The sequence below is a fragment of the Pseudoalteromonas sp. 3D05 genome, assembly GCF_002723455.1.
Taxonomy (GTDB): Bacteria; Pseudomonadota; Gammaproteobacteria; order Enterobacterales; family Alteromonadaceae; genus Pseudoalteromonas.
The window spans coordinates 133,798-156,586 of the sequence record NZ_PDUS01000009.1 but is presented as its reverse complement, the minus strand read 5'-3'; the positions used below and the strand labels follow the sequence as shown (position 1 = coordinate 156,586).

20 protein-coding genes are annotated in these 22,789 nt (G+C 40.6%); 10 read left to right on the top strand and 10 right to left on the bottom strand.

Annotated elements, in window-relative coordinates; all coding sequences use genetic code 11:
- Positions 1–273: 273 nt before the first annotated feature.
- Positions 274–1,251: an HTH-type transcriptional regulator CysB gene (cysB, locus tag CSC79_RS11290; protein ID WP_099295918.1), complete on the top strand. Its 978-nt coding sequence runs from the start codon at positions 274–276 to the stop codon at positions 1,249–1,251.
- Positions 1,252–1,304: 53 nt separating this feature from the next.
- Here cysB and CSC79_RS11285 read toward each other — a convergent pair whose 3' ends face one another.
- From CSC79_RS11285 to pabB, 3 genes are all read right to left on the bottom strand, one after another.
- Positions 1,305–2,681 (bottom strand): L-serine ammonia-lyase, encoded by a 1,377-nt coding sequence (locus CSC79_RS11285; RefSeq protein ID WP_099295912.1) that lies wholly within the window; start codon positions 2,679–2,681, stop codon positions 1,305–1,307.
- 97 nt (positions 2,682–2,778) lie between these two features.
- Positions 2,779–3,315, bottom strand: a complete 537-nt coding sequence (locus CSC79_RS11280) for a CoA pyrophosphatase (protein WP_099295911.1) — start codon at positions 3,313–3,315, stop codon at positions 2,779–2,781.
- Between the two features lie 51 nt (positions 3,316–3,366).
- Positions 3,367–4,713: an aminodeoxychorismate synthase component I gene (pabB, locus tag CSC79_RS11275; protein WP_099295910.1), complete on the bottom strand. Its 1,347-nt coding sequence runs from the start codon at positions 4,711–4,713 to the stop codon at positions 3,367–3,369.
- 165 nt (positions 4,714–4,878) lie between these two features.
- On the opposite strand from pabB, the gene CSC79_RS11270 reads away from it, so the two are divergent.
- The 6 genes from CSC79_RS11270 to CSC79_RS11245 all read left to right on the top strand — a co-directional run bounded on the left by CSC79_RS11270 (position 4,879) and on the right by CSC79_RS11245 (position 16,357).
- Positions 4,879–6,405 (top strand): fumarate hydratase, encoded by a 1,527-nt coding sequence (locus CSC79_RS11270; protein WP_099295909.1) that lies wholly within the window; start codon positions 4,879–4,881, stop codon positions 6,403–6,405.
- Positions 6,406–6,804: 399 nt separating this feature from the next.
- Complete coding sequence (locus tag CSC79_RS11265; protein ID WP_099295908.1) at positions 6,805–7,845, top strand: Glu/Leu/Phe/Val dehydrogenase; 1,041 nt, start codon at positions 6,805–6,807, stop codon at positions 7,843–7,845.
- A 92-nt stretch (positions 7,846–7,937) separates the two neighbouring features.
- Positions 7,938–8,588 (top strand): CatA-like O-acetyltransferase, encoded by a 651-nt coding sequence (locus CSC79_RS11260; protein WP_099295907.1) that lies wholly within the window; start codon positions 7,938–7,940, stop codon positions 8,586–8,588.
- 154 nt (positions 8,589–8,742) lie between these two features.
- Positions 8,743–11,628 (top strand): two-component regulator propeller domain-containing protein, encoded by a 2,886-nt coding sequence (locus CSC79_RS11255; protein WP_343256005.1) that lies wholly within the window; start codon positions 8,743–8,745, stop codon positions 11,626–11,628.
- Positions 11,629–12,250: 622 nt separating this feature from the next.
- Positions 12,251–13,075 (top strand): M90 family metallopeptidase, encoded by an 825-nt coding sequence (locus tag CSC79_RS11250; protein WP_099295916.1) that lies wholly within the window; start codon positions 12,251–12,253, stop codon positions 13,073–13,075.
- Positions 13,076–13,171: 96 nt separating this feature from the next.
- Positions 13,172–16,357 carry an amidohydrolase family protein gene (locus tag CSC79_RS11245; protein WP_099295906.1) on the top strand — a complete coding sequence of 1,062 codons (3,186 nt, stop codon included), beginning with the start codon at positions 13,172–13,174 and terminating at the stop codon, positions 16,355–16,357.
- 74 nt (positions 16,358–16,431) lie between these two features.
- Here CSC79_RS11245 and CSC79_RS11240 read toward each other — a convergent pair whose 3' ends face one another.
- A complete protein-coding gene (locus CSC79_RS11240; RefSeq protein WP_099295905.1) occupies positions 16,432–17,004 on the bottom strand; it encodes a TetR/AcrR family transcriptional regulator in 573 nt (190 codons plus the stop codon).
- A gap of 94 nt (positions 17,005–17,098) precedes the next feature.
- Between CSC79_RS11240 and CSC79_RS11235 the strand changes: the two genes are divergently transcribed.
- Positions 17,099–17,569 carry an HPP family protein gene (locus CSC79_RS11235; protein ID WP_099295904.1) on the top strand — a complete coding sequence of 157 codons (471 nt, stop codon included), beginning with the start codon at positions 17,099–17,101 and terminating at the stop codon, positions 17,567–17,569.
- A gap of 35 nt (positions 17,570–17,604) precedes the next feature.
- Here the strand turns inward: CSC79_RS11235 and CSC79_RS11230 are convergent, their stop codons facing one another.
- The gene (locus tag CSC79_RS11230) at positions 17,605–17,976 is read right to left on the bottom strand and encodes a hypothetical protein (protein ID WP_099295903.1); all 372 of its coding nucleotides are present in this window, start codon (positions 17,974–17,976) and stop codon (positions 17,605–17,607) included.
- Positions 17,977–18,126: 150 nt separating this feature from the next.
- Between CSC79_RS11230 and CSC79_RS11225 the strand changes: the two genes are divergently transcribed.
- Positions 18,127–18,879, top strand: a complete 753-nt coding sequence (locus tag CSC79_RS11225) for a Nif3-like dinuclear metal center hexameric protein (RefSeq protein ID WP_099295902.1) — start codon at positions 18,127–18,129, stop codon at positions 18,877–18,879.
- Between the two features lie 40 nt (positions 18,880–18,919).
- Here the strand turns inward: CSC79_RS11225 and CSC79_RS11220 are convergent, their stop codons facing one another.
- The 5 genes from CSC79_RS11220 to CSC79_RS20240 all read right to left on the bottom strand — a co-directional run bounded on the left by CSC79_RS11220 (position 18,920) and on the right by CSC79_RS20240 (position 21,867).
- On the bottom strand, positions 18,920–19,684 hold the full coding sequence (locus CSC79_RS11220; protein WP_099295901.1) for a YdcF family protein: 765 nt from the start codon (positions 19,682–19,684) through the stop codon (positions 18,920–18,922).
- A gap of 52 nt (positions 19,685–19,736) precedes the next feature.
- Positions 19,737–20,624 carry a LysR substrate-binding domain-containing protein gene (locus CSC79_RS11215; RefSeq protein ID WP_058558405.1) on the bottom strand — a complete coding sequence of 296 codons (888 nt, stop codon included), beginning with the start codon at positions 20,622–20,624 and terminating at the stop codon, positions 19,737–19,739.
- Positions 20,625–21,153: 529 nt separating this feature from the next.
- Positions 21,154–21,291, bottom strand: coding sequence for a DUF2897 family protein (locus CSC79_RS11210; protein ID WP_099295900.1), 138 nt, complete (start codon positions 21,289–21,291; stop codon positions 21,154–21,156).
- A gap of 54 nt (positions 21,292–21,345) precedes the next feature.
- Complete coding sequence (locus tag CSC79_RS20245) at positions 21,346–21,549, bottom strand: acyloxyacyl hydrolase (RefSeq protein ID WP_272897223.1); 204 nt, start codon at positions 21,547–21,549, stop codon at positions 21,346–21,348.
- A gap of 6 nt (positions 21,550–21,555) precedes the next feature.
- Positions 21,556–21,867, bottom strand: coding sequence for a hypothetical protein (locus tag CSC79_RS20240; protein ID WP_237114004.1), 312 nt, complete (start codon positions 21,865–21,867; stop codon positions 21,556–21,558).
- A 234-nt stretch (positions 21,868–22,101) separates the two neighbouring features.
- Here CSC79_RS20240 and CSC79_RS11200 point away from each other — a divergent pair, with 234 nt between their 5' ends.
- Entirely contained in the window at positions 22,102–22,698 is a 597-nt protein-coding gene (locus CSC79_RS11200) for an ABC transporter substrate-binding protein (protein ID WP_099295899.1), read from the top strand.
- Positions 22,699–22,789 lie beyond the last annotated feature (91 nt).

Here is a 22,789-nt window from a genome sequence, read left to right as displayed (position 1 = left end):
AGTAACGCCTTGATATTAAGCACCTGTGAAACGCTGAATTCTGCATATTGAGGTGGTTTGGGTATAACTACATATTAGATTTGATTAAGGGTTGGCGCTTATCTAATCAAAAGATGGCTACCTCATAGCGGACGTTTGTGCTAGCCTAGTACGATAAACGTTATAAATAACCTGCAGTTTAGCCTGTTAATTTCGACTTTTAAGAAAAAACACTTGGCTTGGCATGCATCTACATTTATAAATAAGCAGTATAACTACACTAAAAATGCAGCCATGAAACTACAACAACTCAGATACATCGTCGAAGTCCAAAACCATAAACTGAATGTGTCAGCGACAGCTGAAAGCTTATTCACTTCCCAACCAGGTATCTCTAAGCAAGTTCGCATGCTAGAAGATGAGCTGGGTGTGCAAATTTTTGGTCGAAGCGGTAAGCATTTAACGCACGTTACCAGTGCAGGTAATGAAATCATTAATATTTCTCGCGAAATTCTTTCTAAAGTAGAAGGTATTAAAGCGGTTGCGAATGAGCATACGCTTCCTGACCAAGGTAAATTGAACATCGCAACAACACATACCCAAGCTCGTTATGCGTTGCCCAGTGTTATTCAAGGTTTTATGAAAAAGTACCCTGCGGTTTCATTACATATGCACCAAGGTACGCCGCAGCAGATTTCAGATGCGGCAGCCCGTGGCGATGCTGACTTTGCTATCGCAACCGAGGCGCTCCACTTATACTCTGATTTAGTGATGTTGCCTTGTTATCATTGGAACCGCAGTATCGTGGTTGCGAAAGATCATCCGCTTGCACAAAAAGCAAACTCGTTGACTGTTGCTGATATTGCACAATTTCCATTGATCACTTATGTTTTTGGTTTTACTGGCCGTTCAGAACTTGATAAAGCGTTTAACGCTCAAGGGTTAGAGCCGCATATTGTATTTACTGCAACAGATGCCGATGTAATTAAAACGTATGTTCGTTTAGGGCTTGGTGTTGGGGTTGTTGCCTCAATGGCAATAGACGAAATCACTGATACAGATTTAGTATGCATCGATGCTAGTCATTTGTTTGAAGCGAGCACCACTAAAATAGGTTTTAGAAAAGGCAGTTTCTTACGCAGTTATATGTATGACTTTATTGAGCGCTTTGCTCCGCATTTAACAAAAGAGCGAGTAGAGCGAGCGAGTTTGTTACGCAATCAAGAAGATGTAGATAAACTATTTGCAGATATTGAGTTACCTGTAAAGTAACGCACTTATTGTAATAAAAAAGCCGCAAGTTGCGGCTTTTTTATGGCTAAAATTTAACACTCGATAATATTTACAGCTAATCCGCCGCGAGCAGTTTCTTTGTATTTGGTTTTCATGTCATTACCGGTATCAAGCATGGTTTTGATCACTTTATCCAAAGAGACTTTTTGTTCGCCACTACCACGAATTGCAAGGCGTGAAGCATTAATGGCTTTAATCGCCCCCATAGCATTGCGCTCAATACACGGAACTTGAACAAGTCCGCCTACTGGGTCACAGGTTAAACCTAGGTTATGCTCCATGCCAATTTCGGCCGCGTTTTCAACATGAACGACATTACCACCTACAATTTCTGTTAATGCGCCGGCGGCCATTGAGCAGGCAACGCCTACTTCACCTTGGCAACCCACTTCAGCACCTGAAATTGAGGCGTTCTTTTTATATAAAATACCAATTGCGGCTGCCGTTAATAGATAGCGAGTAGCAATATCACGGTCAACTTCTTTAATGAACGTGTGATAATACATTAATACTGCTGGTAATATTCCTGCTGCGCCGTTTGTTGGGGCTGTTACTACACGCCCGCCAGCTGCGTTTTCTTCGTTCACTGCTAGGGCAAATAAATCAACCCAATCCATGGCTCTTAATGGATCGTTACTTACCTCTACATTTAGTTTTAGGTGAAGACTCGGAGCGCGGCGTTTTACTTTTAAGCCACCAGGTAAAATACCTTCAGTGCGCATGCCACGTTCAATGCAGGCTTTCATTACTTGCCAAATATTGAATAGCTCGTCTTTTATATCGTCTTCATTGCGAAGCGTCTTTTCATTTTTCATCATCAAAGTTGAAACGCTATAGCCCGACTCTTTACACATTTCGAGCAGATCTTTGGCTGTTTCAAACGGATAAGGTGCTGGGTTTTGTTCGCGAATATCTAATGCTGCTTGTTTTTCGTTATCAAACTCTTCGTCAGTGACAATAAAGCCACCACCAATAGAGTAGTAGACTTTGCTCGCTACTTTCTCGTTGCCATTGAAAGCGACAATTTCCATTGCATTTGAATGCTTAGGTAACGTTTTACGGCGGTGAAAGACAATAGCACCTTGTTTAGGGAATGCGGCTTTATGTACTTGGTTTAAGTATATGACTTGCTCATTCTCAATTTTAGCAAGAATGTCATCGACTTGGTCGGCATCAATTGTTTCAGGATCATAGCCTGCTAACCCTAAAATAACCGCTTTACCAGAGCCATGGCCAATGCCTGTTTGACCCAGTGAGCCGTATAACTCTACTTTGACACTTGTAATATCTGTTAATAGGTTTTGTTCTTGTAATTCATTAACAAATAAACGTGACGCACGCATAGGTCCGACGGTGTGAGACGACGACGGGCCGATGCCAATACTGAACATATCAAATGCACTGATCATATATTTTCTCTACTTTTTACTCAGCACGACTGCTGCCTTTGAACGGGCGAACATAATAACGTGTAATTGAGTGCTTGTAACCATTTGCAGCACGGTTTTAAACTGGTATGGCTAGTTGCGCGGTAAAGTTTTTAATTATGCTTGCAGTGGCGCCCCATAACAATCCATGCGGCGTTCGAAACCCTTCCAGGGTTCGTTGTTGGCCAAAGCGTTGAAAAGGTATCGGCTCCCAGTTACTAGCATCTGCCAATGTATGAATTGGCACTAAGAAACTAGCTGCAACTTCACTGGGATCGGCAGCCCATTGGGTTTTACTATCAAGGAATCCGACGAAAGGAGTGATGGTAAAGCCTGTCAAAGTTGAGTAATTGGGTAATTTACCCGCTACTCTAATTTGAGCGGGCTTAATATTAAGCTCTTCATACAATTCACGCAGGGCAGTGTGGCGTAAACTTAAGTCTTTTTTTTCATTCTTTCCACCGGGCAAGCAAATTTCTCCCGGGTGGTGCTTTAGGTAATTTGGGCGCTTGCAAAGCAAAATATGTGCACAGTCCTGAATATCAATTATAGGCAACATCACGGCACTGGCGCGGCGCGATTGATGGGCAGGGGCAACAAAAGGTTGCTCCCTCATTGCTGCGCTTATTTGAAATCGCGCAAGAATTTGATGACTGTTCACAGCAAATTACTTAAGTAATGGGAGGATTTTATTCACTTTATCGTACGTCTCTTGGTATTCCAAGTCAGCGTGTGAGTCTGCAACAATACCACCGCCAGCCCAGCAATGTATGCGCTGTTGGTGGCACACTAAGGTTCTGATTGTGATACTGGTGTCCATATTTCCACATGAACTTAAATACCCGATTGACCCACAATAAACACTGCGGCGATGGGGTTCTAGCTCTTCTATTATTTCCATCGCACGAATTTTGGGGGCGCCAGTAATGGAACCACCTGGAAACGCAGCTTTTAATTGGTCGACTGCAGTTTTGTCATCCGCTAATTGTGCTGTGACCGTACTTACAAGATGATGAACAGCAGGAAAACTTTCGATAGCAAATAAAGAGGGGACTTTTACGCTCCCCGGCTTTGCTACTTTACCAAGGTCGTTACGAAGTAAGTCCACAATCATGACATTTTCAGCGCGATCTTTCTCAGAGCTTTGTAAACGAGTGGCTTGCTGTTGGTCCTCTATGAAGTTTTCACAACGCGGAAGAGTCCCTTTAATTGGTTTAGTTTCAACATGACCGTTATTTACTGAGATAAAACGTTCGGGCGAAATAGAAATGATTGCACCGTCAGGGTGATTAATAAAACTTGAAAAAGGTGCTTTATTGGCTTCTCTTAAAGTGCAGTATGCTTGCCAAGGCGCTCCTTGGTACTGCGCAGAAAAGCGTTGTGCGAGATTTATTTGATAGCAATCACCATTTTTCAAATAGGCTTGAATATTTTCAAATTTGTCAGTGTATTGCTCTGCTGTCATATTTGATAGCCAATTTTCGGTAATTTTAAACGGTTGTCTTTGTTGCTTTTCTTCTTTTAAAGCACTTAGGTACAGAGCAAGCCTGTCGATGTTAGGTTGAGCTACATAAAACCAATTATGTTGTTGCTTGTCATAAATAAGTGCGTCAGGATATAGCCCCACAGCAAGTTGTGGCATATCAATATCATTTTCCGCTTGAACTGAAATGCGCTCAATAACGCGACCTAAATCGTAACCAAAATAGCCCAGCCAGCCACCACTAAAAGGCAATGCAGGCGTCACTTTAGTAGTGTCAAATTTATCAAGCTCTTGCTGAAGAATCGTAAAACAGTCACCAGCAATAATTTCATCATCAAGGTACGTTTGATTGTTTTTAACTTCTAAGCGTCTAGTTGGCGCGATGGCAATAATATCGTATCGGCTATTTACGTGATCGCTATTTGCTGAATCAAGCAGCATTGCATAAGGCAAATGAGCTAAATGACTAAAAATCTCTACGCAGTTGAGCGATATGTCTAATTGAATACAGGTTTTATGTTGTTTTATCATCTATTTTTTACCCTGAATGACTGGCTCGAAACGGGCTGGGAGGGTATCATAAGTTAAAATTTTTTGGCAGCATTTAGTGATGTTGTCAAAGCGCTTTGCAAACCACCGTCACCGGTTTGGTCTAAGTTACGTGTTAATCGCGTAAAGGTAACTTAAGGAACCCCTATGAGTACAATTCGTCAGCAAGACTTTATTGATAGCATTGAAGATGCGTTGCAATATATTTCGTTTTATCATCCTCTTGATTTTGTTCAAGCATTAGAAAAAGCTTACAACAAAGAACAAAGTAAAGCAGCTAAAGATGCCATTGCGCAAATTCTAATTAACTCTCGCATGTCGGCTGAAGGTAAGCGCCCGCTTTGTCAAGACACAGGTATCATTACGTGTTTTGTTAAAGTAGGTATGGATGTTAAATGGGACAAAACAGATTTGACCGTGCAGCAAATGGTTGATGAAGGTACTCGTCGTGCTTATTTAAATCCTGATAACCCACTACGCGCATCAATTGTTGCCGATCCTGCCGGCACACGTAAAAACACGAAAGATAATACACCGTCTGTTGTTCATATAGATTTAGTACCTGGTGGCGAAGTTGAAGTAATGGTTGCTGCAAAAGGCGGCGGTTCAGAAAATAAAACTAAGATGGTGATGTTAAACCCATCTGATGATGTGGCCGCATGGGTTGAAAAAACATTACCGACTATGGGTGCTGGCTGGTGTCCGCCGGGTATGCTTGGAATAGGTATTGGTGGTACCGCTGAAAAAGCGGCAGTGTTGGCAAAAGAATCATTGATGGATCCTGTTGATATCCATGAGTTGATGGAACGTGGTGCAGAAACAACAGAAGAAAAAATGCGTTTAGACATTTTTGAACGTGCTAATAAATTAGGCATTGGTGCACAAGGCTTAGGTGGTTTAACTACGGTTGTTGATGTAAAAATTAAAACCGCACCTACTCATGCAGCATCAAAACCTGTTGTGATGATCCCTAACTGCGCAGCAACACGCCACGTACACTTTACCCTTGATGGTTCAGGCCCTGCTAATTTAAAAGCGCCTAAGCTTGAAGATTGGCCAGAAGTCACGTTTGAAGTGGGTGAGGGTACTCGTCGCGTTGATTTAAATACGCTAACAAAAGAAGACACCCAAGAATGGAAAATGGGTGAAACTGTGTTGTTATCAGGCACCATTTTGACTGGTCGTGATGCTGCTCATAAACGCTTGCAGGATATGATCAACTCAGGAGAAGGTTTACCTGAAGGTGTGGACTTTGATAATAAGTTTATTTACTACGTTGGCCCAGTTGATGCTGTAGGTGATGAAGCTGTAGGCCCTGCAGGCCCAACGACGGCTACGCGCATGGATAAATTTACCGACATGATGTTAGAGAAAACTGGCATAATTGGCATGATAGGTAAAGCTGAGCGTGGTCCTGCGACAGTAGAGTCAATTAAGCAAAACAAATCTGTGTATTTAATGGCTGTTGGTGGCGCTGCTTACCTTGTGTCTAAAGCAATCAAGAAAGCCCGTGTGGTCGCATTTGAAGATTTAGGTATGGAAGCTATTTACGAATTTGAAGTTGAAGATATGCCAGTCACGGTTGCCGTAGATAGCGAAGGTGCAAATGCGCATACGCAAGGCCCTGCAATTTGGAAAGCTAAAATTGAAGAGCTTGACGGTAAATTAAAGTAATTTGCCACGGTGATAGCGGTCTATGTGGGTTACCATAGACCGCTATCACATCTGACCAGTTTTTATCCTCGCTTAATAAATCCCCCAACTCCTTATTACTAAAGAAGTATTGCTCATTACTAAGTTGTAATAATTACTTTACAATGATTATGTCTTTTACGTTAACGTAAAGCGATAAGGCTTATATTACATTTATAGTGCATAATATAGTTAAGAGTTAATCTTAATTTGCATTTTCTATCTTTGTATTTCGCTTTGCACAGTGATTTTATGATGCTCAGTGAATTTGATAGGTTTTATCATCTTATATAGTGGTCAGGGTCATTGCTAAGTGATAAAGTCTCGACAATTTCAGCGCGCATACCCTCTCACGGGTTATAAATTTCGGAGTAACATAAAGTGGCTGTGTTTAATCAAGTTGACTTTGATAACCACGAACAGGTGGTTTTTTGTTCAGATAAAGAATCAGGCCTTCGTGCCATTATTGCCGTTCACAACACTAATTTAGGTCCAGCTGTTGGTGGTTGTAGAATGTGGGATTATGCCAATGATGACGATGCAGTAGTTGATGCGCTTCGTTTATCTAAAGGCATGACATATAAAAATGCAGTAGCACACCTTCCATTTGGTGGTGGTAAGTCAGTTATAATTGGTAATGCAAAGGAAATTAAATCAGAGCAACTCTTTCGTGCATTTGGTCGTCAATTAGAGCGTTTAAACGGAAGTTATTACTCTGCAGAAGATGTGAATATTACTTGTGCTGATGTTGCTATCATGAACACAGAAACAAACTATGTTCTTGGTCTTGAAGGTAAAAGCGGTAATCCATCACCCTTTACAGCATATGGTACATTTTTAGGTATTAAAGCAGCCTTACAACATCAACGTGGTCATCAAGACTTGAGCGGGATCAAAGTTGCAGTGCAAGGTTTAGGCGCAGTTGCTTACGGTTTGTGTAAGCATTTACATGAAGCCGGCGCGAAGTTATTCGTGACTGATATAAATCAAGTTGCAATTGATAGAGTTGTGAATGATTTTGCTGCTACAGCCGTGGGTATTGATGACATCTATGACTTAGATGTTGATGTGTATGCGCCGTGTGCGCTAGGTGCAACCGTTAATGATATTACTATCCCACGCCTAAAAGCGACAATAATTGCAGGGTGTGCGAATAATCAACTAGCTGAGTCTCGCCATGGGGAGATTATTCGTGAGAAGGGGATTTTATATGCTCCTGATTACGTAATAAATGCGGGTGGTATTATTAATGTGTATTATGAAACTGCACCAGAAGGCTACTCAGTTGAAGCATCGAATAAGCATGTTGAAGGTATTTTTACTACCTTGACTGAAATTTTTGCTCGCAGCGAAAAAGAACAAAAATCAACGCATATAATTGCGGATGAACTAGCACAAGAGATCATTACCAACGGTCTTTAATTTTGTATTAAAGCAAAGGTGTGCATTTACACCTTTGCTTTGTCTTTTAACTTAGTTACGCTAGCGATAAATATCACAACGTGTAACCCTTAATGACAGCCATAAATTTAGATACGTGGCCTCGTAGCCAACATTTCTCGCTTTTTAAAGATTTTAGCCAGCCTTATTTTAGTGTGTGCGTTCATATTGACGCAAAGCAATTATTTAATTGTTGTAAATCTAGTCAACAGTCATTTTTTCAAAGTTATATTTTTTTAGCGTTACGTGCCTGCCATCAATACCCACCTATGTTACAGCGAATAATAAATGACGCTCCATGGCAACTTGACGATGCTCGAGCAAGTGTTGTTGAATTGGCGGCTGATGAGACTTTTCGGTTCAGCTATTTTTCACTCACGCAGCAGTTTGATGATTTTAGTAAACATGTGCAACAAGTTGGTAGTCAGACCAAAGCAGCTCCCTTATTTTCAGATGCGTTTGCCCATACTGAAGGGCAAGCTGATTTAATCCATATTTCTGTATTACCTTGGCTGGATTTCACTAGTTTTTCACATGCATATTCTCATGGCAAAAGCCTGGGTATACCTAAGTTAGTGTTTGGTAAATACAACAAAGACACAGGTAAAATGCCGCTATCGATTGATGTACATCATGCATTGATGGATGGTTTACACGTGGCACGTTTTATTGAATATTTTCAAAATTGTATTGATCAGTATTGTAAAACGATGCAGAAAAAATAACCGATACTATTTTGGTAATGAAAATAAAATTAATACTATGCTAGTATTAATGCTAAGTAGACAATAATAATGACAATTTAGTCATAATAAAGAATGAACGACAGTTTCTTTTTAAGGCTAAATACTTGGCTTGGTGTGCTCTAAAGGCGTTTATATGATGAAGCGGATCAGTTTATTCTTTTTCTGTATAGTTCAATTTACCTGTATTGCAGCCGAAAATACACGACTCCCACTCAATGATTATTTTTCAGAGACATGGAACACGCGTACTGGCCTACCTCATAACAGTATTAATAGCGTTGCACAAACGTCAGACGGTTATATTTGGATTGCAACATGGGAAGGGCTCGCTCGTTTTAACGGCCGTGATTTTAAGTTGTTTACACGCTCCGAGATTAAAGGGTTACCCGACTCAGGTTTGCGTAGCCTTTCAGCTGAACCCGATGGAAGTTTGTACATTGTAGGGGCTCGTGGTGGCATTAGTCATTTAAAGAGTGGACAATGGAAAACATCAGCCAATGCTCAGGCGATGGTTAATCATATTTTAAATCCTACACCTTCCGAAGTATGGCTTGGTCTTGAAGGTAAGGGGTTAGTACTTCGCGACAAAACAACTAACCATGAATCCCACTTATTAATAAACTTAAGTGTCTATCGTTTAATACAAGACAGTAACTCAGTAATTTGGGCTGCTACCAGTGAAGGCTTATACCGGATTGAGGATAAAGAACCGCAACTTATTACGCCAGCTCAAGGTTTACCCACAAGCTCTATTTATACGCTGTTATTGACTCGTCAAGGCCAACTCATTGTAGGTGGAGAAAAAGGCGCATGGCGTTTAGTCGACAATAGGTTTGAGTCAGTCCATGCAGACTTTAATGGTGAGTCAGTTTCAAGCCTATTAGAAGACAGTAATAATGACCTTTGGTTAGGAACAATTAACAAAGGCTTATTTAGATTGAGCTCTTTAGGATTAGAGCAACTTGACTCTGAGGCTGGATTACCCGCTAATAGAATTTTATCGCTGTTGCAAGATAAAGAAGGAAGTATTTGGGTTGGAACAAATGGCGGACTATTTCGTTTACGTGAAGCCCCTTTCTCAGTGTGGACAAAAAAGCGTGGCCTAAGTGGTAATTATATTCGGGCGATACTTTCTCATTCTGATGGCAGTATATGGGTCGGTAGTAGCTCAGGCTTAAATCGCATAAAAGACGATAAAGTTCAAAGTTACTCAGTAACTGATCAAACTAGGCCATTATCTGTATTAAGTTTGGTAGAAGATGACTCTGGTGGCGTGTGGATAGGCACATATACCTCAGGGATTTTGCGTGTTGTGGACGACAAAATTTACCCTATTTTAAATCGTGATGGTGGGCTTGCAAGTAATGAAGTCAGAGCGTTACTGTTTGATCATAAGCAACGTTTATGGGCCGGTACTGCATCGGGTTTAACACGAATAGAAACGGATGGCTCCATCACTCAATTTACCACCGATGAAGGGCTTCCTGGTGACTTTATTATGGCATTATCGCAAGACGCTAATGGCAATATTTGGGTTGGCACAGGGGTCGGGGTTGCTATGTTTAATGACTCTCTTGGTAAATTTAAAGGGCAACAATTTCCGCGAAAATTTAATGCAGAATACGCATTCGGTTTTTATAGCCAAAACAATAATATGTGGATGACGACAGACCGAGGGCTGATCCGCTTTAATATTGAAACAGGTCAAATTGATATGCTCGGTAGGGAGCAGGGGCTACCCGTAGACAAGTTATTTCAACTCGTTGCCCAAGGGGATTTATTTTGGCTTTCCAGTAACCGTGGCATAATTCAAATTAAACAACAGGAAGTCAATGACTTTTTAGATAATAAAAATTCGAACCTATTACAATATCAACTTTATGATGAAGGCGATGGGATGCTCAGTGCCCAAGCAAATGGTGGCTCGAGTCCTGCTGCCACTTTACATCATGATGGCAGTGTTTGGTTTGCCACTGCAAATGGTGCAGCGAGTGTTATGCCAGAGCGTTTAAAACGTGCTTCTCAGCTCGCATTGCCTACGATTATTGAGTTGCTTGTCGTTGATGGTAAAACGATGAATATTAGTAACCAAGATGACTTAATTGAGTTGCCAGCAGGTTCTGATAGGGTCTCATTTCACTATGCGGGTTTGAGCTTTATTATGTCGCAGAGGCTTAAGTTTCAAACTAAACTGTTAGGCTATAATGATAAATGGGTTGATCGTCATAAACTCAATATCACCGAATATACAAACCTTGCGCCGGGTAAATATACTTTTATGGTGCGCTCAAGTTACCCCAATTCACCTTGGCAAGATAATCTAAAGGCAATCACTTTTGTGATAAAGCCTTACTTTTGGCAAAAAGTGAGCTTTAAATTAGCGGTATTTATAACGATATTACTACTTTGTTATGGCCTTTATAAATATAGATTGTACCACTACAAAAAGATTGAAAAACGACTAACCGAAAGGGTCGATGAGCAAACGTATGCGCTGCAAGCTCAAAATGAGGCATTTGCTCACCAAGCTACGCATGATCAACTAACGGGCATACCTAATCGGCGGGCATTTGATGATTGGCTTGCAGAAAACTTTAATGACTTCAAACAAACAGATAAACCTTTAGCGTTAGTAATTGTTGATATTGATTATTTTAAGCGTATAAACGACAACTGGTCTCATATTGTAGGCGATAGAGTGATTTGCGTGGTGGCTAATATTCTTCAGCAGTGCTGTGACGATAATCAATACCAAGTGTCGCGGTGGGGCGGGGAAGAGTTTACGCTGCTTATGCCAAACAAATCCGTAGAGCAAGCACAAAAGGATTGCGAACAATTACGTGAACAGATTGCGAATTATGACTTTTCAAGTATTGCTACAAATTTAAAGATTACAGCAAGCTTTGGTGTGGCTGATTCACGTTCTGTTGATGAATACGATCGACTCCTTGCAAAGGCCGATAAAGCGTTATATCAAGCAAAAGAAAACGGTAGAAACCGAATTGAAGCACTGAATTAAACAAATGAGCTGCTAGGGTCTGTTGACCTTTCAAGGTTAAATTTGCAGCAGTCTGTTTGGTATTTAGGCAAGGCAGCACCTATGTGGTGTGGTTGTTCCCCATAAATAGGTGATAACGCAGCATCAATGCCAAACAGGCGTTGCCCTTCGGGTTCTGCCTAGGAGCGATTTACTCTTTGTTGCTCGGTTTTGACTTAGCCCACTAGGTTACAAATCTCGCGCCGCGATTAAATCGCTCCTAGTTTGAACAAATTTTAATCCGCAAAGGTAAACAGACCCTAGGGTCTGTTTACCTTGCAAGGTTAAATTTGCAGCAGTCTGTTTGGTATCCAGGCAAGGCAGGGCTTATGTAGTTTGGTTATTCCCCATAAATAGGCGGTAACGCGGTATCAATGCCAAACAGGCGCAGCCCTTCGGGTCTCTGCCTAGGGGCGATTTACTCTTTGTAGCTTAGCCCACTAGGTTATAAACCTCGCGCCGCGATTAAACCGCCCTTAGCTTGAACAAATTTTAATCCGCAAAGATAAACACACCCTAGTTGTCACTTTTTAATTGCAAATAGATTGAATTATGAGCCGTGCGGGCATATTAATACGGTAAGAATTCATTTTTGAGCTTTAAAATGGTTAATGCTTTATTACTTTTCGCACTTGTTATGTTTGTATCTGTTTACTGGTATTGGCCCAAATTTCAACAGCGATTTTGGCTTAATAAATACCATGACAGTTCTCTAAGCGAGCAGCAAAAAGCACTATTAATAAAATACATGCCAATTTATCGGAATATGACTGATGCAGACCGCGAAAAGCTTGAACATCATATTATTTGGTTTTTAAATGAAAAACGGTTTATTGGTTGTGATGGTTTAAAACTCAATGATGCAATGAAACTGATAGTTGCCGCCGATGCATGTTTACTCGTATTAAATAAACCATGGCCACTTTATAAGAACGTAAAAGAGATACTACTTTACCCGAGTGCATATTACGCACCTCAAACCTCAACCGATAATGCAGGCCTTGTTAGTTATCACAATACCGTGCGCCAAGGGGAGTCTTGGCCTGGCGGCACGTTAGTTTTAAGTTGGCATGATGTGCTCGAAGGAAATCGTCTCCCTAGTGATGGGCATAACTTAGTGTTTCATGAGTTTGCACATCAACTTGACCAAGAAACCGGTAAAACAACGGGCACGCCTGTTTTAACAAAATCCGCTGATTACAAAAACTGGGCAAGGGTATTTAGTCGTGCTTATAATCAACTCAAAACACATGTAGCCTACAGCATGCCGCATGTTATCCATAGTTACGGCGCAACGAATGAAGCCGAATTCTTTGCAGTGATCACTGAAACCTTTTTAGAAAAGCCCGCAGAGCTGCGCCATTACGACCCAGAAATTTACACTATGCTGGTGGATTACTACCAGTTTGATCCAATTAAATGGCATTAACCGCTAAATAAACACACTTCATCAAATATCGCTGGTAAGTTGCTACGCTTTTTGTTGCAATCGTATTAATAAACAACAAGAACAAGCGAGAATTCGATGAAAAAACTGCTTCAAACAGCGCTGGCTGTATCAGTGTCGCTAGCAATTAGTACAAATGTGCAAGCTGCTGACAAATCCGATGAGCAAAAATGGCAAGTTGACGCCCCACAAGGCCAGTTTATTGACGCTGCAATAAGCGTTGATCAAGGCACTTGGATGAACGTTGATGTGAGCCCAGATGGCGAAACCATTGTATTTGATTTACTGGGCGACATTTACACTATGCCCATCAGCGGTGGAAAAGCGACTCAGCTTACCTCTGATATTGCTTGGCAAATGCAACCTCGTTTTAGCCCTGATGGGAAACACATTGCGTTTACCTCAGATCAAGGCGGCGGTGACAATATTTGGCTAATGGATGTTAATGGTGAAAACCAAACGGCTGTTACCGACGAAACCTTTAGATTGCTTAATAGCCCAGCTTGGAGTCCTGATGGCGATTATATCGTGGCACGCAAGCACTTTACTGCAACACGCTCATTAGGTGCTGGTGAAGTATGGCTTTACCATAAAGCCGGCGGCAAAGGTGTTCAACTAACGAAGCGTGCTGATGACCAAAAAGATTTAGGTGAACCGATGTTTTCACCTGATGGCCGTTATGTCTATTTTTCTCATGATGCAACGCCGGGTAAAACTTTCCATTACTCAAAGGATTCTGTTGCCGGTATTTATAAAATTAAGCGTTTTGACCGTCAAACGGGTGAAATTGAAACCATCATCAGCGGTATGGGTGGCGCTATTAGGCCAACACCGTCACCAGATGGTAAAAAGCTTGCGTATATTAAGCGTGATGATTTTCAAACTAGTTTATACGTTTATGACTTAACCTCAGGCAAGCACACTAAACTTTACGACAAGCTTGAACGTGATATGCAAGAAACGTGGGCGATACATGGTGTTTACCCAACGGTTGCATGGACACCGGATAATGACGAGCTGGTATTTTGGGCTGGTGGTAAAATTAATAAACTCGATGTTGAAGACAAATCTGTCGAGAACATCGCCTTTAATGTAGACACAAGTAAAAAAATTCAAACCGCTGTGCGTTTTACACAAGATATTGATAGTGAAGATTTCGATATAAAAATGCTGCGTAATGTACAAGTGTCTCCCGATGGCGAAACGGCTATTTTTGAAGCGCTTGGGCATATTTATAAACGCGATTTAGAGTCAGGCAAGGTGAAGCGTTTAACGCGCCAAGATGATCACTTTGAGTTATTCCCACAGTATTCTCGTGACGGTAAAAAAATTGTATATGTTACCTGGGACGATAATGAGCAGGGCAGTGTTCGTGTGGTATCAGCACGAAGTGGTCGTGGCGAGAGCATAACGCAAGAGCCGGGCAAATATGTTGAGCCAACATTTAGCCCAGACGGTAAAACCGTGGTTTATCGTAAAGCGTCAGGCGGTGGTATTTTAAATCCAGACTGGTCATTACACCCTGGTATTTACGCGGTGAGTGCTAAAGGCGGTGAGGCTGAATTAATTACTAAAAGTGGCTATCAGCCGCAATTTGGTGCGACCAGTGACCGTATTTTTGTTATGAGCCCGTGGCCAAAACCAAGCTTAAGCGTGGTTGAGCTGGATTCTAAAAAAGTACAAAAGCTATATGAATCAAAACATGCGACAGAGTTTAGAGTGTCACCTAATGGCAAATACTTAGCGTTTGCAGAGCGCTTTAAAGTGTTTGTAACGCCACTTGTTGAAAATGGCAAAAGCATTAATATTGGCCCGAAAGACAGCCAATTCCCAATTGAGCAATTGTCTGTTCGTGCTGGTGAAAGCATCAGCTGGAGCGCAAACAGTGATAAACTTTATTGGACTTTAGGTCCAGAGCTTTATCATGCCAGTTTAGCGGGTATTTTTGATATTAACCAAGCCGATGATGCCGATTTTAAAGTAAAAAGCGGTGACAACATCAGCTTTAGCAAAAAAATGGCTGAGCCAAAAGGCATGTTTGCACTAACAGGTGCGCGTATCATTACTATGCAAGGCGACAAAGTAATAGAAAACGGTGTGCTACTGACTGATGGTAAACATATTAAAGCAGTAGGTACAGCGCAAAGCGTGTCAATTCCAAAAGGTGCACAAGTCATTGACGTGGCAGGTAAAACCATTATGCCAGGTATTGTGGATGCCCATGCCCATGGCTCGCAAGGCAGTAATGAAATTATTCCTGAGCAAAACTGGAAAAACCTAGCTGGTTTGTCATTGGGTGTGACCACTATTCACGATCCATCTAACGACACCACCGAAATATTTGCTGCCAGCGAAATGCAAAAAGCAGGCACCATTGTTGGACCACGTATTTTCTCAACGGGGACCATTTTATATGGGGCAAATATGCCTGGTTACACCTCGCACATTGACTCGTTAGAGGATGCTAAGTTTCATTTAGAGCGCTTAAAGAAAGTGGGTGCGTTTAGTGTTAAATCATACAATCAACCGCGACGTGAGCAACGTCAACAAGTGATTGAAGCTGGCCGTGAGCTTGAAATGATGGTGGTGCCAGAAGGTGGCTCATTATTACAGCATAACTTAACCATGGTTGTGGATGGCCACACAGGGATTGAGCATTCAATTCCAGTGGCGAATATTTATGATGATATCAAACAGCTTTGGTCGCAAAGTGACGTCGGTTATACACCGACGCTAGGTGTTGCTTACGGTGGTATTTGGGGTGAAAACTATTGGTATGATAAAACCGATGTGTGGAACCATCCACGTTTAAGTAAGTTTGTGCCGAAAAACCAATTGTTACCGCGCTCTATGCGCCGCGTTAAAGCGCCCGATCATCACTATAATCACTTTAATAATGCACGCGTAGCGAAAGAGCTGCAAGATTTAGGTGTATTAGTGAATCTAGGTGCGCATGGACAACGTGAAGGTTTAGCTGCTCACTGGGAAATTTGGATGTTTGCACAAGGCGGCATGACGCCACTTGAAGCGCTACGCGCCGCAACACTCGACCCTGCTAAATACATTGGCCTTGATAAAAACATTGGTTCACTTGAGGTAGGGAAACTTGCCGATTTAGTTGTGATTGATGGTAATCCGCTGAAGAATATTCGTGATACTGACAAAGTTGACTACACCATGATCAATGGCCGTTTATTCAACGCAGCCACAATGAATGAAGTAGGTGAGAAACAGCGAGATAAACTTTACTTTGAGCAGAAGTAAAAAAATTAAACATCGAATAGGTGATTATGACTAAAAGCGGCATTAGCCGCTTTTTTATTTTTTAGGCATAACCTTTAAGCAATAAGTTTTTTTAATATAGTTTTATCGAGCAGCAGTGTTTGAGGCTGTTTACTGACTCTTGCTTGGCAAATAATACCCTCTTTTAATGTCATAAGTAATTTACTTAATTGCTCTGCCTCTGCGGGGGATTCTTTAAGTTGCGTTGTAAGTATAAGCGCATCATAAATAATTTTAAGTACAGTCTGTTTGTGCTTAGAACATAATCGAGCAATAGGATCTGTTTCCAGTGGGAATTCAGCGGCTGTATTTATAAAAAAGCAGCCATTAAAATTGCCAAGCTCATCTACTTGATTGTTGATCCATAGCGACAATGCATTAAACAGTGCATCAGCCACTTCAAATGGTGTTTTAGCATAAATAAGTTGTGCTTTTAACCACCTGTTAAAGCGTTCATCGCGAACTACTAAACACGCACAAATGAGCTCATCTTTACTACTAAAGTGATTATACAGTGTCTTTTTAGCGACTTTAGCAGCCTGTATAACTTCATTAATGCCTACGGCATGAATACCTTTATTGTAAAAAAGCGCTAAAGCGGTGTTTACAATTTGCGTGCGTTTATCCATATCGACTCCTTTAAAAAAGTAAGCTTGACACGGGGAGACCAGTTTGTCTACTATGTGCCAGGTAGACAGTTCGGTCTACTTTTTGGAGGCCACTATGAATAACGATGCTTTAAAAGCAATAAGTGCAGGGTTATTTTCCGCAATAACTTTAAGTGTATTGGCTTGGTTAGATAACCTAGGAAGTTATGGTATTTGGTTAATGGCGCCTTTTGGTGCCACTGCCGTGTTAGTGTTTGGCGTACCGTCAAGTCCTTTGGCTAAGGCTAAAAATGTAATTGGAGGGCACTTTTTAACGGCTTTAATAGGGGTTGTTTTTGTTAATTATATCGGTGTAGATACAGCCAGCATTGCAGTAGCGACAGGACTTGCTATAAGTATAATGATGTTGACGAACACTGTTCATCCTGCTGCGGGAGCAAATCCTATTTTGATAATGGTTACGGGGCAAAGTTGGACGTTTTTAATTACGCCTGTACTAATGGGAACGATATTCATCGTTTTATGTGGCTACTTTTCTCAGTGGTTGCTAAAAGAATATTTATTTAAACACAAAAAAACCGCTTAACAGCGGTTTTTTTATTTAAAGTGTATCACCTTAAATTACACAACACCGCGTGGTAGGCGACAGTCATGATCTTTTTCAGCTAGGTAAACAATCCATAACTCTTCGGCTGTGTAGCCGTCTTCGTTAGCTGTTACAACAGCAAATGGTGCTTTTTTCTCAGCTGGTTTTGCTGGCGCGGCAGTTTTAGTTTTAGTTTTTTTAGCTGGCGCTTTTACAGCAGGTTGCTCAGCCGTTTTACCAGAAGTAAGCTGTTCAGTTAACTCAGCTACATCAGCAAGGCGTAAATTTTTACCGCCGTCGATGCTGTACCAACCAGGTTTAGTGGTAATTTCAGGTTTCTTGCCATTGGCTGCTTCATATGCTGCTTCAAAGGCATTTAACACTTCTGTTTTGTCTAGTTTGCTCATCAGAGACCCTATACGTTGTAAACACAGATAAAGAATACTCATTTATACCTAGTTTTGGCGAACTTTTCAATTTTTTGCGATTTTCCTTCCATTTTGGCGTTATAAACGCCAAAATTTGCACAAAATATAATGCAGAGGTAGCAAAGTATTATGCAACGTAGAGAATTCAACCAATTATTAAATGAGATCTTACAACCTGATTCAATTAAAGACTTTTGCCCAAACGGGCTTCAAGTTGAAGGGCAAGAAGAGATTAAAAAGATTGTGACGGGTGTCACTGCAAGCCAAGCACTTATTGATGCAGCTATTGCTCATGGAGCCGATACGATTTTAGTGCATCATGGTTATTTTTGGAAAGGTGAATCACAACCTATTACAGGAATGAAAAAGCGTCGTATCGGTGCGTTATTAGCACATGATATTAATTTGTTTGCTTATCACCTTCCACTTGATGTGCACCCCGTGATTGGCAATAACGCGCAGCTTGCAGAGCTTCTTGATATCCAGTGGGAAACAGGCCTTGAACCGGTTAATAATAGTGTTGCTGTTAAAGGGCGTTTAAAAACACCGATGACGGGTGAGCAGTTTGGGGAAAAAATTGCCAAGATTCTTAATCGTGAGCCGTTAACAAGTCTAGTACGTGATGAACCAATAGAAACGATAGCTTGGTGTACAGGCGGCGGACAAGGCTATATAGATTTAGCCGCAAGCCAAGGTGTTGACGCTTATTTAACGGGCGAAGCATCAGAGCAAACAATTCATAGCTCTCGAGAGCAAGGCATAGACTTTTTTGCTGCAGGACATCACGCGACAGAGCGTTATGGAGTTAAGGCCCTTGGTGAGTTGTTATCAGACGACTACGGCTTTGACGTGACCTTCATTGATATTGATAACCCAGTATAAATACAGCCAAGGCTACACTTCACTCAGTGTAGCCTCTTAGCTAAAGTGCTTCAGGGTCTATCCACCGACGTAGCTTAATCCAAGTCCGACCTATAATTTCATGCCAAGTAGAAGTTACCGCTTTTAATACTTCAACATTTGGGATGAATAATTTTCGCTTTGGCCAAGCCGAAAAGTCATAAAAATCTGTTGCTGCTGGTATAACGTCTATACCTTGTGCATAAAAAAGGTCTTTTGCACGGTTCATATGACTTGCTGACGTAACTAGGGCCACTTTATAGTCAACCAGTGCTGATGCTAGGAATTTAGCTTCATCAGCAGTATCCATGGCGGCCGGGTTTTGTTGTATACGTTTTGGATTAACACCTAAACTAATTGCAGTTTGTGCCATTAAGGCGCTATTTGTGACATTCCCAACACCACCGCCAGACACAATGAGGCGCGCATTAGGGTAATAATGTGCCAGCCGAAGCCCTTCGACTAATCGACTCTTTGCACAGTTACCCAATTGGCTATTAGCTGTAAGTTTTGGATTTGGGTTTGCATCACATCCAAGTACAACAATTTTGTCGAGTTGTTGGTGTTTTTTTACGTTAAAGACATATTTTAGTTGTGAGCTGGGATCAATCAATTTTTGTGCGATAAAAGGAGTGCTTATTAAAAGAAGCGTCGCTACAAAAATAATCCCTACGATAGATGCCAACTTATGGTTTCGCAATGTAAATATAAAGCAAAGTAAGCAAAGCAAACCGAGTAATGGGAGGGGCATCATTATAGAGCCAATGATTTTTTTAAGTTCAAACATCACAGTAACATCATCAAAATAAGAGTCTCTATGCTACTGTGATTAAATGATTTTATCGACCATTATTTAGTTTGCAGGTATTTAAAAAATGTCGATAAACTGGGTTATCTTTCATATTTTTCTTCATTGCTAAGTACATTGGACGTGTTAAACCCAATGCCCCAAGCGGAATAGATTTAATTAATCCTTGGCTTTCATAAGGTGTAACAAGCCAATCCGGTAAAGCTGCCACCCCCATTCCTGCACTAACTAATTGAAAGATGAGTAATCCTTGATCTACATTTTTTAGTGTGCCATCAAAGCGTGCATTTTGGATAAAATGTTTGAAAATATCTTGGCGTTCTCGAGGGATAGGATACGAAATAATCGTTTCATTTTTAAGATCAAGCGCTGTCACATATGCTTTTTTTGCCAGCTCATGATCTGGAGCTACAATTAATTTTAACTTAAAATCAAATAGGTGCGCGTATTCTAGTTTATCAGGCTCGCGAATATCTGAAGTAAGCACTAAATCTAACTCTTCATTGAGTAGGTCAGGTATCGCGTCGTAACTAAAACCACGCTCATAATCAACTTTTATATCCGGCCAAAAGTTATTGAACTCTTTTATCGTCGGTAATAACCAATGAAAACATGCATGGCATTCAACACTCAGGCGCAATTGTGAAATAGGCTGATTGAGACTCTCTTTTAAACGGCATTTTGTTGCTTCAACACGCGGTAGCACTTCATTTGCAAGTTCTAATAGCAGCATTCCTTGTGGTGTAAAGCGCACGGGTTGTGTTTTTCTTTCAAACAATTGGCAATCGAGTTTGTTTTCAAGATCTTTGATTTGATGCGATAAAGCAGATTGAGTTAAAAAGAGTTCACGGGCCGTATTTACCAAAGAGCCAGTCTCTTTCAAAGTTGCAATGGTCTTTAGGTGTTTTACATCAATCATCTTTAAAAATTCTCATGCTAAAAGTGTGGTTTACACAGATATTAGACATATTACGCCTTTAATTGAGATGCTTCAACGTCTAGATGGCTAAAATTAGATGGAAGTTCAATCTATATCTGTACTAATGACTATAGCACTAAAATTGACAGCGCTGTCAAGTTTATTATTAATACAGTGCTTTTCGTAATGATGAATTTACCTCAAGTTTGATCTGAGAGTAATCGGGGAGGGTTGTCAGAGCCGTACTTGGGTTTACAATAATAAATCATGAGATCTATCTTAAATAATAGCTATCTTTTTTATGTGTAGGATACAAGCTGCTGTTTTAATTAATACTCTTATTTTAAAAGTATAAGTGTAATAAAAGCTACTTGGTCATGCACAAGCAGATAGCGTGGTTAAATTAAGCGAACGCCGTTGAGACATGCGCTGCCTTCAGGTAAATCAATTTTATTAAGTTCCCACCAATAAATTGCAATGTGAGAAAAGTATTGCGTAGGGCTAAATGAGGGGGAGTTAAAAATCATTATTAGTTTTTTTTTTGCTCGTTGCTAGTCTCTTTTTTGGGCACTTTAAAGCCTATTTTAGCTGAGTGCTTTAGTAACATTAAATTGCCAATAATTACAGCTAACACCATTAATATAATAAGGATTTGCCAAAGTTCCATTGTATTAACTTATCTTATCTAACAATGATGTTAGTCTAACAAAAATTTTAAAAGTTAAAAGCGTTTAGCAAAAGATAGGGATATAAAATCAAGACCAGGGTTTGGACGTTTAAAACCTGCATTAGAGTAATGTAAATAACGCAAACCGTTACTGAAATCACTGGCTTTAGCAACTATACCTAGCCTGCCTTCAAACTGATAGTGCGTACTCACATTTTTACCTGCAAATGAAGTGTCATTAATTAATGAAAAACCAATGCCAGCTTATATAAATAGCGGTACATTTTTAATATACCCGACAGGGTATTGAAGCACTGGCGATAGCGCAAACACAAAGTTTGTCTGATGGCGTTTTTTTGAACCGTATTGCCAAATATTTATGCTCGACTCAAGGTAGATATGCGTGTTTGCTAAAGGAGACTCTGCTGATGGAAGATGAAACTGGTATGCTACCAAACCCTTTACGTCTCCTTCTCCTTGAATATAGTCTACAGCGTATCCATGAGCAGATGATGCGTAACTGGTTGGACTAAACATAATAGATAAAATAAAAAGTTGAACTAGTCGGTAAAACATGAACAGTATCTCTTTTTGTAAAGGTATTTACAAAGTAGGGGCATGGCTTGGTTGAATTCAACCAGCACAAGGCACGCATATTTTGCGGCTTATTAAAGAACTATTATAACTAGTTGATTATGAATAATTAATTTCATTGGTGCTAAAACGCCACTAATAATGTGCTATATTGTTTCTTTTTTAAGGCATGTAAAGCGAGTAAATTACACTCAGTTAATCTTGAGGGTACTTACAATGATTTCATTTGGTCGTTATTTTTTATTAATACTAATCTTATTTAGTGGTTCGCTTTTAGCTAAATCAACGCATTCTCCTGTTCAGTTATTGACTGAGGTAGGTGATCAATTATTTAGTGAAATAAGTAAAGTCAATAACCAAGGCACAGCAAGCCAAGCTGAGATGAAAGCAGTTGTAAATAAGCACTTAATGCCGCACATGGATGTAAAGTTTGTTTCTTATAAATTGTTAGGCAAACACATAAAAAATATTGATCGCACCCAAGCGGTAGCGTTCATAGATTCTGTTGAACATTATTTGAGCGCCACATATGCAGGTGCCTTGATGAAGTATACAGGACAAGAAATTAAATTCGAAGATGACAGTAAATCAACATATGGCGACTTTGCTACCGTAAAAACGCAAATAATTGACCCAAACGCGCCAACAATTGACCTTCATTTTAAATTACGCCATGCCAAAGATGGTAGCTGGAAGGTCTATGACATAGTTGCAGAGGGAATATCATTGTTAAGTGCTAAGCAAAAAGAAGTTATTCAGCGTATTTCTGAAGTGGGACTTGCACAAGTAACAACAGAGTTAAGTGATAAGTAAATACAACCAGTCTCCAACCTAAAACGACAAGCGACGAAAGTGGCTTGTCGTTATTATACCCAAGCCACCTCAAGGTGCAGAATTCAGCGTT

Coding starts and splice junctions, on each gene's coding strand:
- cysB (WP_099295918.1), top strand. CDS start 274: ATGAAACTACAACAACTCAGATACATCGTCGAAGTCCAAAACCATAAA.
- CSC79_RS11285 (WP_099295912.1), bottom strand. CDS start 2,681: ATGATCAGTGCATTTGATATGTTCAGTATTGGCATCGGCCCGTCGTCG.
- CSC79_RS11280 (WP_099295911.1), bottom strand. CDS start 3,315: ATGAGGGAGCAACCTTTTGTTGCCCCTGCCCATCAATCGCGCCGCGCC.
- pabB (WP_099295910.1), bottom strand. CDS start 4,713: ATGATAAAACAACATAAAACCTGTATTCAATTAGACATATCGCTCAAC.
- CSC79_RS11270 (WP_099295909.1), top strand. CDS start 4,879: ATGAGTACAATTCGTCAGCAAGACTTTATTGATAGCATTGAAGATGCG.
- CSC79_RS11260 (WP_099295907.1), top strand. CDS start 7,938: ATGACAGCCATAAATTTAGATACGTGGCCTCGTAGCCAACATTTCTCG.
- CSC79_RS11255 (WP_343256005.1), top strand. CDS start 8,743: ATGATGAAGCGGATCAGTTTATTCTTTTTCTGTATAGTTCAATTTACC.
- CSC79_RS11250 (WP_099295916.1), top strand. CDS start 12,251: ATGGTTAATGCTTTATTACTTTTCGCACTTGTTATGTTTGTATCTGTT.
- CSC79_RS11245 (WP_099295906.1), top strand. CDS start 13,172: ATGAAAAAACTGCTTCAAACAGCGCTGGCTGTATCAGTGTCGCTAGCA.
- CSC79_RS11240 (WP_099295905.1), bottom strand. CDS start 17,004: ATGGATAAACGCACGCAAATTGTAAACACCGCTTTAGCGCTTTTTTAC.
- CSC79_RS11235 (WP_099295904.1), top strand. CDS start 17,099: ATGAATAACGATGCTTTAAAAGCAATAAGTGCAGGGTTATTTTCCGCA.
- CSC79_RS11230 (WP_099295903.1), bottom strand. CDS start 17,976: ATGAGCAAACTAGACAAAACAGAAGTGTTAAATGCCTTTGAAGCAGCA.
- CSC79_RS11225 (WP_099295902.1), top strand. CDS start 18,127: ATGCAACGTAGAGAATTCAACCAATTATTAAATGAGATCTTACAACCT.
- CSC79_RS11220 (WP_099295901.1), bottom strand. CDS start 19,684: ATGTTTGAACTTAAAAAAATCATTGGCTCTATAATGATGCCCCTCCCA.
- CSC79_RS11215 (WP_058558405.1), bottom strand. CDS start 20,624: ATGATTGATGTAAAACACCTAAAGACCATTGCAACTTTGAAAGAGACT.
- CSC79_RS11210 (WP_099295900.1), bottom strand. CDS start 21,291: ATGGAACTTTGGCAAATCCTTATTATATTAATGGTGTTAGCTGTAATT.
- CSC79_RS20240 (WP_237114004.1), bottom strand. CDS start 21,867: ATGTTTTACCGACTAGTTCAACTTTTTATTTTATCTATTATGTTTAGT.
- CSC79_RS11200 (WP_099295899.1), top strand. CDS start 22,102: ATGATTTCATTTGGTCGTTATTTTTTATTAATACTAATCTTATTTAGT.